Source organism: Algoriphagus sp. CAU 1675 (genome assembly GCF_029222925.1).
Classification (GTDB): domain Bacteria; phylum Bacteroidota; class Bacteroidia; order Cytophagales; family Cyclobacteriaceae; genus Algoriphagus.
In genome coordinates this window covers 70,044-84,501 of the sequence record NZ_JARHUI010000007.1, presented here as the reverse complement: position 1 = coordinate 84,501, position 14,458 = coordinate 70,044, and the positions used below count along the sequence as shown (strand labels likewise).

At 43.0% G+C, this 14,458-nt stretch carries 13 protein-coding genes; 3 read left to right on the top strand and 10 right to left on the bottom strand.

The genetic code is table 11. The features are described from left to right. Positions 1–2 precede the first annotated feature (2 nt). The 3 genes from P2G54_RS15835 to P2G54_RS15825 are packed head-to-tail and all read right to left on the bottom strand — an operon-like array spanning position 3 to position 5,822. Positions 3–2,117 (bottom strand): c-type cytochrome domain-containing protein, encoded by a 2,115-nt coding sequence (locus P2G54_RS15835; protein WP_275872524.1) that lies wholly within the window; start codon positions 2,115–2,117, stop codon positions 3–5. An 8-nt stretch (positions 2,118–2,125) separates the two neighbouring features. Further along, positions 2,126–3,580, bottom strand: a complete 1,455-nt coding sequence (locus P2G54_RS15830; RefSeq protein WP_275872523.1) for a DUF1501 domain-containing protein — start codon at positions 3,578–3,580, stop codon at positions 2,126–2,128. A gap of 1 nt (position 3,581) precedes the next feature. Continuing rightward, a complete protein-coding gene (locus P2G54_RS15825; protein ID WP_275872522.1) occupies positions 3,582–5,822 on the bottom strand; it encodes a PSD1 and planctomycete cytochrome C domain-containing protein in 2,241 nt (746 codons plus the stop codon). A 221-nt stretch (positions 5,823–6,043) separates the two neighbouring features. Between P2G54_RS15825 and P2G54_RS15820 the strand changes: the two genes are divergently transcribed. Continuing rightward, the gene (locus P2G54_RS15820; RefSeq protein WP_275872521.1) at positions 6,044–6,475 is read left to right on the top strand and encodes a hypothetical protein; all 432 of its coding nucleotides are present in this window, start codon (positions 6,044–6,046) and stop codon (positions 6,473–6,475) included. 57 nt (positions 6,476–6,532) lie between these two features. Here the strand turns inward: P2G54_RS15820 and accC are convergent, their stop codons facing one another. From accC to pdxA, 7 genes are all read right to left on the bottom strand, one after another. Then, positions 6,533–7,882 (bottom strand): acetyl-CoA carboxylase biotin carboxylase subunit, encoded by a 1,350-nt coding sequence (gene accC / locus P2G54_RS15815; protein WP_275872520.1) that lies wholly within the window; start codon positions 7,880–7,882, stop codon positions 6,533–6,535. Positions 7,883–7,906: 24 nt separating this feature from the next. After that, positions 7,907–8,386, bottom strand: coding sequence for an acetyl-CoA carboxylase biotin carboxyl carrier protein (accB, locus tag P2G54_RS15810; RefSeq protein ID WP_275872519.1), 480 nt, complete (start codon positions 8,384–8,386; stop codon positions 7,907–7,909). A 91-nt stretch (positions 8,387–8,477) separates the two neighbouring features. Next, positions 8,478–9,041, bottom strand: a complete 564-nt coding sequence (gene efp, locus P2G54_RS15805) for an elongation factor P (RefSeq protein ID WP_275872518.1) — start codon at positions 9,039–9,041, stop codon at positions 8,478–8,480. Between the two features lie 26 nt (positions 9,042–9,067). Beyond that, the gene (locus tag P2G54_RS15800; RefSeq protein ID WP_275872517.1) at positions 9,068–10,066 is read right to left on the bottom strand and encodes a beta-ketoacyl-ACP synthase III; all 999 of its coding nucleotides are present in this window, start codon (positions 10,064–10,066) and stop codon (positions 9,068–9,070) included. A gap of 221 nt (positions 10,067–10,287) precedes the next feature. Beyond that, entirely contained in the window at positions 10,288–10,479 is a 192-nt protein-coding gene (rpmF, locus tag P2G54_RS15795; protein ID WP_275872516.1) for a 50S ribosomal protein L32, read from the bottom strand. 12 nt (positions 10,480–10,491) lie between these two features. Further along, positions 10,492–11,076, bottom strand: coding sequence for a DUF177 domain-containing protein (locus P2G54_RS15790; RefSeq protein WP_275872515.1), 585 nt, complete (start codon positions 11,074–11,076; stop codon positions 10,492–10,494). Positions 11,077–11,185: 109 nt separating this feature from the next. Further along, positions 11,186–12,208 carry a 4-hydroxythreonine-4-phosphate dehydrogenase PdxA gene (gene pdxA, locus P2G54_RS15785; RefSeq protein ID WP_275872513.1) on the bottom strand — a complete coding sequence of 341 codons (1,023 nt, stop codon included), beginning with the start codon at positions 12,206–12,208 and terminating at the stop codon, positions 11,186–11,188. Between the two features lie 109 nt (positions 12,209–12,317). Here pdxA and rsmA point away from each other — a divergent pair, with 109 nt between their 5' ends. Next, positions 12,318–13,103 (top strand): 16S rRNA (adenine(1518)-N(6)/adenine(1519)-N(6))-dimethyltransferase RsmA, encoded by a 786-nt coding sequence (rsmA, locus tag P2G54_RS15780; RefSeq protein ID WP_275872512.1) that lies wholly within the window; start codon positions 12,318–12,320, stop codon positions 13,101–13,103. Continuing rightward, entirely contained in the window at positions 13,090–14,457 is a 1,368-nt protein-coding gene (gene mgtE, locus P2G54_RS15775) for a magnesium transporter (RefSeq protein ID WP_275872511.1), read from the top strand. The genes rsmA and mgtE overlap by 14 nt, the downstream gene beginning before the upstream one ends. Position 14,458 lies beyond the last annotated feature (1 nt).

Below are 14,458 nucleotides of genomic sequence, written 5' to 3'. Positions count from 1 at the left end.
CTTCAGTTTAACAGGATTTCATCAATAAAAACCCAGCCCTTTGCTCCCGATCCGGGATGCCAGGAAGGAAGGGATGCGATTGGAAAGACTCTGACTTTCAGTTTTTCAAATGCCTTATCTCCAAGGTTAAATTTCAATAATTCGGATCGGGGGTCTCTGATTTTATCGGATGGTTCGGGGCTTTTCTGGATCATGGAATTCCATTTTCCATTTTCCCAATACAGAATTTCAACTTTGGAGGGAGGAAAAATATAAGCTCCTTCATGGTAAAGTAGGCTAAGTTCTAGGGAACCGATTTTCTGATTGTTACCAATGGAAAATTCTAGATCCAGAGGAGAGTCCTGAAACCCTAACCATTCACCGGAAGTATGATTGTTTTTTCCTTTGACCTGGTCAAATAGAGTCTTGGATCCTTGAGCTTTATAGCGGGGATTGGGATCCGACTTGAGCTCGTACAGTTCAGGTATGATGCCTGATTTTAGGAACACCGTTGACTGGGTTGGAGACCCTTTCCATCCTTGGGCGAATACCCTTGCCTTGAGCTTTCCGGAATTTTTGACCCAAATGGGGACTGAATAAACTGGACTTTGAATACTGTCTGGCTCGGATTCATCCAAGGTATACCGGATTTGGACCGACTGAATCGGATGAGACAGTGTAATCTCCAAACTATCTGAAAAGAGACTTTTATTTTGAGAAATTTTAGGGGGATTTAATTCATAGACAATCCCTGTGCCCTCAAAGCCAAAATCAATTTGGGTGCTTTTCAGACTTTTCCGAAGCCTTTCCTTTTGAAGCTCATCCAGACCAGTCTGCCAAAGGTACAGATGGCTTAAATCCCCAAGATTTTCCAAAATGGATATTCCGTCTTGGTTAATTGAGTTTCCAGCAAGCGAAAGTTGCCGTAGGTTTTTCAAACCTTCAAGCTGTTGGATTTGACCTGAACTTAAACCAGTGAAATTTAACTTGAGTCTTTCCAGATTGGGGAAGTCATTCAGAAAACTCAAGTCCACACCCTCTAATGGCATTTTATTCAGGTTCAGGTGAACGAGTTGTTCTTTGATCATTTTGAGATCGTCCAGCGATGTTGGATCAAAGGCACTGATTCCAAAATAAGAGACTTCCAAGGCTGGGGATTCCGGATGAATAGGTTTGACACTTCGGTAATAATTATTGAGACTCTGGACCAATTCCTGGGATACTGGGGAAAAAGAATAGGTTTTCTCTTCACTAAATTGAAGTGTAGCAATTTGGAATAAGGGGCTTGTTGAGTCGATTTCTGTGACTTTCTGATCGAATGCTGCTCCTGCCCGTACCCATTCCTTGAGAATGCTCAATTCTTCATCGGATAGCTGGGATTTGTTTTTTGGAGGCATGTGTTTTTTGTCTTCAGTTGGAAGACTGATGCGCTGGGTCATTAGAGAGTTTTCCAAATCACCAGCAACTACAAATGGACCTGATTTTCCTCCTTTTTGGATGCCTTCCAAATGATCCATCCTGAGTTCACCTTTAACTTTCCCTTCCCGGTGGCAACTTTGGCATTTTGCTTCCAAAATTGGTTGAACCATATCCCTAAAAACCTCAGCTTCACTTAGGGATGGTTTGGGTAGATCATCGGGCTTTAAAGGTGCCAAAAGAAAGTTTTCACCATGGGTTAGGTTTGCTCCCCAATGACCTGTAGCTACTAAGCCGAGAGCCAAAATCACACCGAATGCCTTATTGAAGGTAGGGCTCTTTTTTCTGAAAAAATAAAGCAAAACTGATCCCAGAAACACAATGATCCCGGCCCATTGATGCCAAAGAATTTCAGATCCTTCATAGTCTTCCCTGGCAAGGATGAGACCTGCTAGGACTGTGAGACCTGCAAAATTGATCCCTATCAAAATGACAAGTTCTGTGATTTTTTTCAATTCCGATTTTTGAGGCATCCAAAACAGAAGGAATCCCATCAATAATAGGACAATTGGAAAATGAAGGATCAAAGGATGTGCCCTGCCCAGTACCTGTAGCCAATCAGGAAAAAAGACTGAATTTGAAGGAATGGATAATATCAAGCCTAGGCCCAGCCAAACGAAGATCAGGTTTTCTAGAATTCCTTGAAGAGAGGGTTTTTTCATGCTGGGAATCAGGTAATGATATCTTTTACGACTTTTCCGGATACATCTGTCAGCCTGTATCGTCTTCCCAAATGCTTATAAGTAAGCCGCTCATGGTCTATTCCCATCAGGTGAAGAATGGTGGCTTGGAAATCATGGACATGAACCGGGTTTTCGGTGATATTGTAGCCAAAGTCATCTGTTTCTCCATAGACCATTCCGGACTTGACCCCGCCACCGGCCATCCAAATCGAAAAGGCTCTAGGGTGATGATCTCTTCCATAATTTTCCACCTGGATTTTACCCTGGCAATAATTAGTTCTTCCAAATTCCCCTCCCCAGATTACCAGAGTTTCATCCAATAGCCCTCTTTGTTTCAAATCAGTGATTAGGGCCGCTGAAGCTTGATCCACATCTTTTGCCTGGCCGATCATTTGGTTGGGTAAATTGTCATGAGCATCCCAACCCTGGTGGTAAAGTTGGACGAACCGAACCCCACTTTCAGAAAGTTTTCTGGCCAAAAGACAATTGGCAGCATAGGTTCCCGGTACCAAACAATCCGGTCCATACAATTTGATTATGGAGTCCGGCTCTTTGGATACATCGGTGATTTCAGGAACAGCCGTTTGCATTCGATAGGCCATTTCATATTGCTGGACCTTGGCAGTGATTTCTGGGTCATTGAATTCCCGGTAGCTCAAGTCGTTCATTGCTGCTATTTGGTCCAGCATTTTTCTGCGCTCGTCCCGACTCATGGATTTTGGGTCTTTTAAGTACAGAACAGGATCTTCAGAATTGGAAAACTGCACTCCCTGATGGGTGGCATCCAAAAATCCATTGCTCCAGAGTTTGCTGTAAACCCCTTGTCCATTTCCTTTTCCCTTGCTGAGCAAAACACAAAAAGCAGGCAGGTTACTGTTTTCGCTTCCCAAACCATAGCTGAGCCATGAACCCATGCTGGGTCTGTTACCAACTTGGGCACCTGTTTGGAAGAAAGTCAAAGCAGGGTCGTGGTTGATAGCCTCTGTATGCATGGATTTGACGATACAAATATCATCTACAATACTGGCTGTATGAGGGAATAGGGAGGAAATCCATGCCCGGCTTTCTCCGTATTGTTGAAAATCAAAATAGGAACCTACCAAAGGGAAAGAGGCTTGTCCTGAAGTCATACCGGTAAGACGCTGGCCCATTCGGATGGATTCAGGAAGCTCTTCTCCAAAATTCTTGTTTAATAGAGGCTTGTAATCAAAAGTCTCAAGTTGACTGGGAGCTCCGTTTTGAAATAGGTAGATAACCCTTTTTGCTTTGGGGGCGAAGTGGGGGAGTGCATTCAAAAGAGCATCTTCAGCGGGATTTTTTCCACTGAACAAATCTGGGACAAGAAGGGAACCCAAGGCGGCACTTCCAAGCCCCAGACTCAGACGGGATAGGAATTTTCTTCGATTAAGATTAAGTCCTTGTTCTAATATCTCCTTTTCCATGTCAAATTTTGGTAATGGTTTCCTCCATGTTGTACAGGCTTACAATTACTTGCATCATTGCTGCTGTTTGGGCATTGATTTGGTTTTCGGAAAGTGGATATTCTCCAACTTCTAAACTTGGGCGTATTTGCTCAGGGCTGAGCTCAAATCGATTAAGTTGATCTTCAAAGTAGGCCAAAAGCAAATCCTGTTCTTCCTTTATAGGCTCTCTGCAGAGTATTCTTTTGAAGGCACTTTGAATAGCTTTTTTGGGATCATGGCCTTCCTCCAGCACTTTTCCCGCCAACACCCTTGAAGCTTCCAGAACCATGGGGTCATTGAGCATTACCAAAGCTTGAAGGGGAGTATTGGTTCTTCCTCTTCCTATTTCACAGCGATCTCGGTTGCTTGAGTCAAAAATGATGGCCTTTGGTGGCGGAACAGTCAGTTTGATGAAATTGTAAATTCCTCTCCTATACAGGTCGTTTCCCTTATCCTGTACGTAGGTGGCAAGAACACCCCGGCCGGAAGAAGCCGACTCCCAAATTCCCTCAGGTTGATAGGGTTTGACACTTGGACCTCCGATTTTGGGATATAGCAATCCACTGCTAGCCAGAACCAAATCCTGAATGTTTTCGGCAGGAAGTCTTAGTCGGGGGGCCCGGGATAGGAAAATGTTTTCGGGGTCCAATTCCAGATGCTTTTCCGAAATCACTGCAGACTGTTTATAGGTGGCCGAACTTAGAATTTGCTTCAAAAGGCGTTTGATGTCCCAGCCGTTTTCCATAAAGTCCACTGCCAGCCAATCCAGAAGTTCAGGGTGGGTAGGGAGGTCTCCCTGCATTCCAAAGTCTCCTGCTGTTTTGACTATTCCAGTACCGAAGATTTCCTGCCAAATCAGGTTAACGAAAACCCGGGCTGTTAATGGATTGTCCGGACTGGTAGCCCATTTTGCAAGCCCCAACCGGTTTTTCTCCAAATCTTCTGGAAATTCTAAAATAGAAGCTGGAGTAGAGACAGTTACGGGAAGGGTAGGAGCATCATACACACCTCTGTCTAAAATGTAGGTGGTGCGTTTTTCTTTTTCCTCCAACTCGCCCATTACCGAAATGCTCAGTCGGGTAGTATCCTCGTGATTGATGAAATTTAGAATGCCCGAAAGATCTTCCTGCTCAACCCATAGAATTGGGGTTTTGGCAGGTTTTGAAATACTTACATCTCCTTCATACCCTTTTTCCGGGCTATTGTTGAAAAAGGCAAATAGCTCGAAGTAGTCTTTTTGGGAAAAGGGGTCATACTTGTGGTCGTGGCATTGTGCACATTCCATTGTAATACCTAGAATGCCCTTGCTGAAGGTGTTGGTTTTGTCCAGCACGTATTCAATGCGGTATTCCTCATCAATGACACCGCCTTCTTCCGTGTATTTATGGTTTCTATTGAATGCTGTGGCAAGGATTTGTTCCTTAGAAGCATTTGGTATAAGGTCACCGGCCAATTGCCAGGTTAGAAACTCATCATAGGGTAGGTTTTTGTTGAATGCATGGATCAACCAGTCCCGGTAGGGCCATTGGCTTCGGATATTATCATCTTGGTAGCCATAGCTGTCTGCATAGCGGGAAATGTCCAACCAAAGGATGGCGAGTTTTTCACCAAAACTGCTTTGTGCCAATAAACCATCCAAGAGGTTTTCATAAGAGTTTTCCCCCGAAAAATCCCCAAAGCGCTCAATCATTTCAGGACTGGGTGGGAGCCCCGTTAGATCCAGACTTGCTCTTTTAATTAATTCATGAGGTTTCGCCTCTGGGTTGGGGGTCAATCCTTTCTCCTTCATCTTTTTAAGCGTGAAGAGATCAATTTCATTTATTGCCCAACTATCTGAATTTGGAAGCTGTGATTTTTTAGGTTTCACAAAAGCCCAATGAGGCTCGTACTCTGCTCCTTGTTCTATCCATTTTTTCAACAAAGCCACTTCGGTTTCCGAAAGACTGAGGTTTGATTCGGGAGGAGGCATGAGTTCACTTGGATCAGAGGAACTGATCCTATGATAGAGTTCTGAATCCTGTGGTTTGCCTGCGACCAAAGCATACTTTCCAGGGCTATCCTTTAGTGCTGAAAAAGCGCCTTCAGGGGTGTCTAACCTGAGGTTTGCTTCCCGTTTATTCGCGTCTGGTCCATGGCAAGCGAAGCATTTATCCGAAAGAATAGGACGGATATGGAAATTGTAGCTCACTTGGTCTCCGTTCTGTAGATCGGGGGTCTCCATTTGGGGTGGTCTACAGCTCCAAGCAAAAAAAAGAAGGGATATAATCCCCGCAAAATTCAAGGATTTAGCAAAGGCCATTTGGGTTTGATTCTATTAAAGCAAATAAGTTATGGAAAAAAAATACAAAAGGTTAATTTTCTTTCATAAAGGTTTTATGAATGGCATTCCAATTTGCATAACTTTAATAGGAAGCTTTTATTTTCACTTAATTTCCTGATTATATGGGTAAGTTGCCTCAACTTCTGTTTTTTTCGATTTTGCTTCTTTCCTTTTCATGCAAAACCTATCGTCCGGTTCAAAATCTCAAGCCAAAAAACGCTGATAGAACCCAAGGGCTTGTTGAGGCTGATCTTCAGAAGTTAAGGATTGGGGACCATGTCATCGTTGTGACTTTTGCAGATGAAATTTTAAAAGGGGAATTGATTCGAATTATGCCTCAAGGCTTGGAGATGTTGGTGAAAAAGTCGAATGGGGTCAATGAGGAAAAAGAACAGGTTCGTTCTTTGGATTTAGGAGAATTGAAAGCAATAAAAGTGAAGCGCTTCAGTGGTGGGGCCACTGCTGGCTTTGTTTTGGGGATGGGGACTGTTGCTGTTCTTGCTGCAGCTGCGATGTTCTTGGTTTTATTGGGTGCAATATTTTCCGGTTTTTGACAGGAAGCAGAAAAGCCACTCCATGGAGTGGCTTTTCTATAGTTACAGGATTCTGTTTTAGGCTTTAACCTTCGAGAAATCAAATGTTTCCAGGAATTTGGTAGTGAAGTTTCCTTCTTTAAACTGCTCGTCTTCAAGCAATGCAATGTGGAAAGGAATCGTAGTTTTAATCCCATCGATTACAAATTCCTCCAAAGCCCGCTTCATGCGTACAATTACCTCTTCTCTGGATTGACCACTGACGATCAGTTTCGCGATCATGGAGTCATAGTTTGGCGGGATCACATATCCTGCATAAACATGGGAATCAACTCTTACTCCACGGCCCCCTGGGAAATGGAGGTAGTTGATCTTGCCAGGACTTGGACGGAATCCATTTGAAGGATCTTCCGCATTGATCCGGCATTCCATAGCGTATAGTTTCGGGAAATAATTTCTTCCGCTGATTTTTTCACCGGCAGCAACTTTGATCTGTTCCTTGATTAAGTCAAAATCTGTTACTTCTTCAGTAATTGGATGCTCCACCTGAATTCGGGTGTTCATTTCCATGAAGTAAAAGTTTCTGTTTTTATCAACGAGAAACTCAATGGTTCCGGCTCCTTCATATCCAATGGCTTCAGCACCTTTGATGGCGGCTTTTCCCATAGCCTCTCGAAGTTCATCAGTGATGAATGGGGAAGGGGTTTCCTCAACAAGCTTCTGGTGTCTTCTTTGAATAGAACAATCTCTTTCAGATAGGTGACAAGCTTTTCCATTGCTGTCTCCTACTACCTGGATTTCAATATGGCGAGGTTCCTCAACGAATTTTTCCAGGTAAAGTCCATCATTTCCAAAAGCAGCACCGGATTCCATTTTGGCATCATCCCATGCTTTTTTGAATTCCTTGTCTTCTTTGACGATTCTCATTCCTCGTCCACCACCACCGGCTGTAGCTTTTAGAATGACAGGGTATCCCATTTCTTGGGCTAGCTTCAATCCTTGATCTACGGATTCAAGTAAGCCTTCCGATCCGGGAATGGTAGGCACGCCTGCAGCCTTCATTGTGGCCTTTGCGGTGGCTTTGTCTCCCATTTTTCCGATCATTTCAGCAGAAGCTCCGATGAATTTTATTCCATATTCATCACAGATTCTTGAAAATTCGGCATTTTCGGAAAGAAAGCCATATCCAGGATGGATTGCATCAGCGTTGGTGATCTCTGCTGCTGCAATAATTCTTGGAATGTTCAAATAAGATTCCCTGCTTGGGGCAGGACCTATACAGACAGCTTCATCGGCAAAACGAACGTGCAAACTGTCCTTGTCGGCCGTAGAATAAACTGCCACTGTTTTGATCCCCATTTCCTTGCAGGTACGGATGACTCTCAGGGCGATTTCTCCTCTATTGGCTATTAATATTTTTTTAAACACAGCGTAGTAGTTTGGGTGGAAAAATTATCCTGCCGGATCTACAAGGAACAAAGGCTGATCATATTCAACAGGGGTAGCATTGGAAACCAATACTTTGACGATTTTTCCGGATATCTCCGATTCAATCTCATTGAAAAGCTTCATAGCTTCAATGATACAAACTGTTTGTCCTGCCTTAATAGTATCGCCTACATTTACGAAAGGATCTGAATCTGGATTTGGAGTCAGGTAGAAGGTACCGATCATTGGGGATTTGATTTCCACCAAGTTGGAGGCTACTGGAGCAGGAGCCGCCGCTACACTTTCCTGAGGAGCTGCAGGAGCGGGAGCTGGAACAGGGGCAGGAGCATGAATATGCGCATGAGGTCCTTCTACCACTCTGACCTGAGGAGCTTCTGTGTATTTTTTGATGGATAGTTCAAACTCTTCAGTCTTGATTTTAACCTCAGCAAGTCCTGAATTTGAGATATAGTCAATTAACTCCTGGATTTCTTTTGCTTTCATAGGAATATTAGTTGTGTGCTCTGAAGCACTAGTTGGGTTTAAAAACAATTAAAGCTGTGTAATTTAAGAAAATCGCACAGCTTAAAGTAACTTATTTCACTCTTTCCGAGTAAGATCCGTCCCTAGTGTCCACCTTAATCATGGTGTCCTGCTCCACAAATAGAGGGACCATTACGGTAGCTCCTGTTTCGACAGTTGCTGGTTTTAGAGCGTTGGTAGCAGTATCTCCCTTAATACCCGGTTCGGTATAGGTAATCATCAACTCCACAAAAGGAGGCAATTCAACCGCAAGGGGTGTTTCAGTTTCGTCATGTACCAAGATGTCAACCAATTGTCCATCCTTCAGAAGGTTAGGACGTTCGATTAATTTTTCCTCGATCACGATCTGTTCGAAGGTATTGGTGTCCATAAAGTTGTATCCCATATCGTCCGCATAAAGGAACTGATTGGGTCTTTTTTCAACTCTAGCAGTAGTGACTTTTTCACCCGCATTGAAGGTTTTGTCCAGGGTTTTGCCGGTCGTTAGGCTTTTAAGTTTGGTTCGAACAAAAGCAGCTCCTTTTCCGGGCTTCACGTGCTGAAATTCCACAATGCTATAAATGTCATTGTTCATTACCAGACAAAGTCCATTTTTAAAATCTGCAGTACTTGCCATATATCAGTGAATTTATTTTCCGTGAATTATTTAGGATCTAGTGCCCATTTTACATAGATGGCTCCCCAAGTGAACCCTCCGCCAAAAGCAGCTAAAATTAGGTTATCACCTTTATGGAGTTGCTTTTCGTAGTCCCAAAGACAAAGAGGAATAGTGGCCGCGGTAGTGTTTCCATAGCGCTCAATATTCATCATTACTTTTTCAGGACCTACTCCCATGCGGTTGGCAGTTGCGTCAATGATTCGCTTATTGGCTTGATGAGGAACCAACCAGGCAATATCTTCTCCTTGGAGTCCATTTCTTTCCATTACTTCCGCACTAACATCCGCCATATTGGTAACGGCGAATTTAAATACAGTGGAACCTTCCTGATAAGCGTAATGCTCACGTGCATCGATGGTCTCGTGGGAAGCTGGTCTGCGGCTTCCTCCGGCTTTCATGTGAAGGTAAGGTTCTCCAGATCCATCTGCCTTGAGGATGGCGTCCATCACACCAAATTCTTCGGTAGTGGGCTCCAATAAAACGGCACCGGCTCCATCACCGAATAAGATGCAAGTGGTACGATCTTGATAGTCCACAATGGAGGACATTTTATCAGCACCAACTACAATCACTTTCTTATGTGTACCGGATTGGATAAACTGTGAGCCTAACTGGAGGGCATACAGAAACCCGGAACAGGCGGCTGAAACGTCAAAACTGTAACTGTTTTTGGCACCTACCTTATCGGCAATGATATTTGCAGTTGCCGGGAAAGGCATGTCAGGGGTTACAGTAGCGCAAATGATCAGCTCAATATCCAGTGGGTCGGTATTGGTTTTTTCCAAAAGGCCTTTTACAGCTTCAATTCCCATTACTGAGGTGCCTTGGTTTTCGCCTTTGAGGATTCTTCTTTCTTTAATGCCGGTACGGGAGGTGATCCATTCGTCGTTGGTTTCTACCAGCTTTTCAAGTTCTTTGTTGGTCAACCGATATTCGGGTACATATCCCTGTATACCGGTGATCATGGCTCTTATTTTGTCCATTTGATTTTGTTTATTTCAGAGGTTTGGATGACAGACCTCTGTTTTGGCATTGGTCGTTAGCTTCTATAAAGGAGTGCCAAAAATATTACAATTGCTTCTTACCACCAAAAGAAATCATCTTCTTGAAGGCTAGAGTGCTGGTAATCTGAGATATGGGATTAGCTATAAACAAAAAATCCATCCCGTCAACAGGATGGATTTTATATGTTTGGTTCTGGGTATTAAGCCAAAACTTCTTTTTCGATGATTACATTTCCTTTGTAATACAACTTACCGTCCAACCAGAACGCTCTGTGAGGAAGGTGCATTTCGCCTGTAGTAGGGCATTTAGCCAAACCTGGAGCCTCCAACTTGTAATGAGTTCTTCTCTTATCTCTTCTGGTTTTCGAAATTTTGCGTTTAGGATGTGCCATTTTATGCGTGGTTTATGATTGTTCTTTATTTTTTAACTTTTTAAGCATCTCCCAGCGGGGATCTGCTATTTCATCTTCATTTTCTCCGGATTCATTTTCTTCTGCTATTTCACCATCGTCTTCATAAGAATCGTCGATGTATACATAGCCACCTTCTGCCTCAAGATCCTCATCATCAAGTTCGTTTCGATAATCAGGATGGATTTTTTTAGCAGGAAGTGAAAGAATGATGAATTCATAAATCAATTGAGCTACGTTCACTGAAGGGGTATCCCTGGTGATCATGTAGACATCTTCATCAATTTCTTTTTCTTCAGAGCCATATTTATAAATGATCTCTTGTGTAGTGTCGATTGGATAATCAAATTCCTCCAAACTTCTATCACAGGTCAATCTGACGGTTCCCGCAATGCGAAAACTCATCTCAATTAAATTTGCTCCTTTGTTCATCATGACCCGTACGGTCAAGTTTCCCTTTTCAACCAGGTCGTTGTCTTCAAACTGTTGAAAAAAGCTGTCTCCGATCGAGAAGTCGATCTCGTGCAGCCCTTCTTTGAACTTAATTACCTCAATATCAAAGCTTCTCAAGAATTTCACGATTTCTCCTCCTGATTTAAGACCGCAAAAATAGGTATTATTTTAATTTTTCTGAAATACTTCGGAAAATAATATTTGGTTTTTAATCTAAAGTCTTTCCTATCCTTTATTATGCTTCTTCCAAAGCCGCCTGATGCTCGTGGATGATATCTGCTGCCAGAAAAATTGCCGCTCTCATTGATCCCTCATCTGCCAGATTTTTCCCTGCAATATTATAAGCAGTTCCATGATCAGGTGAGGTGCGGATTACCGGTAAGCCAGCTGTAAAATTAACACCTGAACTGAAGGCAATGGATTTGAATGGGATTAGTCCCTGATCGTGGTACATGGCCAAAATCCCATCAAATTTGCTTTGATGCATCATTCCAAAGAACCCATCAGAAGGATAAGGGCCAAAAACCATTTTGTTTTCATCTTTTAAATCCCGAATTGCCGGTTTGATGATTTTTTCCTCCTCATCACCCAATAGCCCGTCTTCACCTGCATGAGGATTGAGTCCGAGAATGGCGATTTTAGGTTTGCTGATGCCAAAATCCTTTTGAAGGCTTTCAAGCATCAGGTTGGCTTTTCCCTTGATCCTTTCAGGAGTGACATTTTGAACCACCTTTGCCAAAGGGACGTGTCCAGTCACCAATCCTACTCGGAGTTGTTCTGAGACCATGAACATCAGGCTTTTCTTTGCACCAACCGATTCGGTAATGAATTCAGTATGACCAACAAAGCGGAATTCTTCAGAATTGATATTGTTCTTATTGACAGGTGCTGTAACCAAGGCCTGAATATGCCCTTCCTTTAGGTCTTCCATAGCGGCCTTCAATGCAGCTAGGGCCAATTTTCCCGCTTCATGGGTTTCTACTCCCGGAATTACTTCCGGACATTCTTCCAAAACATTGATTACGTTCACTTTCTTGTGCTGGATTTCATCTATGGACCTGATCTGTACAAAGTTGAAATCCTCCATGCCCAGGGCCTTTCTATAAAAGCTGATTGCTTTGCCGTGCCCATAGATCAAAGGGGTGAAGTTTTTATGGGTACGGTTATCCAGTAGGGCTTTCATGGTAACCTCTGCTCCGATTCCATTGATATCACCAATGCTGATTCCTATTATGGGTTTGGAAGTTCTTGTGCTCATAAAACAGGGTGTATGTTAAACTCAGTCGGTTAAAAGTAGGACTTTAGACCTTTAGGAATATTATCTTAATTTTAGGCTGCAATTTATAAAAATTTATCAGAGCTATTCGATGGAAAAAGTCAGAGCCAAAAAACATCTTGGGCAACACTTTCTGACCGATTTGAGCATTGCGGAGCGAATAGCTCAGGCTGTAACGGGACATGGAGGAGTTGATTGTGTATTGGAGATCGGTCCCGGAATGGGAGTGCTGACGGATTTCCTGTTAAAAAACCCTTTGGAGCTGTATCTGATCGATATTGATACAGAATCGATTGAATATCTGCATAAAAAGTATCCCCAATTAAATGATAGGATTATTGAAGGGGATTATCTGAAACATGATCTGGGCAAACTTTTGCCGGAGCGCTATGCAATAGCAGGCAATTTCCCCTATAATATTTCCTCCCAGATATTTTTTCGGATATTGGAGGAAAGACAAAAAGTCACAGAGGTGGTTTGTATGCTTCAAAAGGAAGTGGCTAAACGTATAGCTTCTCCAAAGGGGAACAAGGATTATGGGATATTGTCGGTATTGCTTCAGGCGTATTATGATATAGAATATCTGTTTTCAGTTCCTCCCGAAGTTTTCAATCCTCCTCCAAAGGTTAATTCAGGTGTGATCCGGCTGATCAGAAACGAAACGGAAAAGCTAGATTGTAATGAAAAGTTGTTTTTTCAGGTCGTAAAAGCTGGATTTGGCAATAGGAGAAAAACGCTGAGAAATTCACTGAAGTCTTTTCAGCTGAGCGAAGACCTGAAGGCTCATTCCTTGATGGATAAACGTGCCGAGCAGTTGGATGTGGCAGATTTTGTATTTCTAACCCAACAAATAGAAGCCTCTCGTGGAAATCATTAAGCAATTCGAACTTTCGAAAGAATACCTGGAAAGCCTTCGGTTAGGGATAGAATCGGAGGACCTTGGGTTTATTGTAGAATCCCTGGATGGAGTCAATGTGGCGGATATCGCAGCCATATTGGATGAGCTTTCCATGGAGGAATCCATCTATGTCCTACGTGCTCTTGAGAAGCAGTTGGCTGCGGATATTCTTATCGAGCTTGATGATAATTCATTATTCAGAGTACTAAAGGAATTACCGGAAGCCGAGATCGCCTCCTACATAGAATTGATGGATTCGGATGATGGAGCGGATATTTTGAATCTGCTTGGGGAGCGTGAAAGGGAAGAGGTAATCAGCCATTTTGAGGACAAGATCAAATCAGATCAGGTTCTCGAACTCCTTCGCTACGAAGAAGATACCGCTGGGGGTATCATGGCAAAGGAATATATCCGGGCCAATAAGAATTGGAGTGTAGTCCAGACCATTAATGAGATTAGGAGACAGGCAGAAAATGTAGAGAAGATTTTTTCCATATATGTGGTAAATAATCGGCAGCATCTCCTTGGAAGAGTTTCCTTGAAAAAGATTGTTTTGGCATCTGACGAAACCAAAATTGAAGACATCTATGAGCAGGAAGTAGTCTCTGTTCCGACCTATATGGATCAGGAGGAGGTCGCCGAAATCATGCGAAAGTATGATTTGGAATCCGTCCCGGTAGTCAACGCAAAAAACAAATTGGTGGGCCGGATCACAGTGGATGACATTTTGGATGTAGTAAGGGAAGAAGCTGAGGAAGATATTCAGGCTATGGCCGGTATTTCCGGGGATATTGAGGAATCCGATTCTATTTTCCTGATTACTAAAGCAAGATTGCCCTGGTTGTTGATTGGTGTCATTGGTGGCTTGATGGGTGCCAAGATTATTGGTTTTTTCGAGGTTGGACTCAGCAAGTATCTGGCGCTGGCTTCTTTTATCCCATTGGTGGCGGCTACCGGGGGAAATGTCGGGATACAGGCTTCTTCTTTGATTGTACAATCCCTGGCTACCAAGTCAGTATTTGACGATACTCCCTTACAGAGATTTATAAAAGGCTTTTCCATAGCAATTATCAATGGCATTGTTTTAGGGACCTTTGTTTTTTGTGTGGTTGTCTTTTTATATGGCTTTGAACCGATTTTCGGAATTACTGTAGGCACGGCACTTTTCTGTGTGGTTTTGCTTTCCTCTTTTATGGGTACAGTGACTCCTTTGGTTCTCAACCGTTTTGGAATCAATCCTGCCATTGCCTCGGGTCCTTTTATCACCACTACCAATGATTTGTTGGGATTGGCGGTCTATTTTGGGGTGGCTATGCTTTTGCTGAATTTATAAT

Coding starts and splice junctions, on each gene's coding strand:
- P2G54_RS15835 (WP_275872524.1), bottom strand. CDS start 2,117: ATGAAAAAACCCTCTCTTCAAGGAATTCTAGAAAACCTGATCTTCGTT.
- P2G54_RS15830 (WP_275872523.1), bottom strand. CDS start 3,580: ATGGAAAAGGAGATATTAGAACAAGGACTTAATCTTAATCGAAGAAAA.
- P2G54_RS15825 (WP_275872522.1), bottom strand. CDS start 5,822: ATGGAGACCCCCGATCTACAGAACGGAGACCAAGTGAGCTACAATTTC.
- P2G54_RS15820 (WP_275872521.1), top strand. CDS start 6,044: ATGGGTAAGTTGCCTCAACTTCTGTTTTTTTCGATTTTGCTTCTTTCC.
- accB (WP_275872519.1), bottom strand. CDS start 8,386: ATGAAAGCAAAAGAAATCCAGGAGTTAATTGACTATATCTCAAATTCA.
- efp (WP_275872518.1), bottom strand. CDS start 9,041: ATGGCAAGTACTGCAGATTTTAAAAATGGACTTTGTCTGGTAATGAAC.
- P2G54_RS15800 (WP_275872517.1), bottom strand. CDS start 10,066: ATGGACAAAATAAGAGCCATGATCACCGGTATACAGGGATATGTACCC.
- rpmF (WP_275872516.1), bottom strand. CDS start 10,479: ATGGCACATCCTAAACGCAAAATTTCGAAAACCAGAAGAGATAAGAGA.
- pdxA (WP_275872513.1), bottom strand. CDS start 12,208: ATGAGCACAAGAACTTCCAAACCCATAATAGGAATCAGCATTGGTGAT.
- rsmA (WP_275872512.1), top strand. CDS start 12,318: ATGGAAAAAGTCAGAGCCAAAAAACATCTTGGGCAACACTTTCTGACC.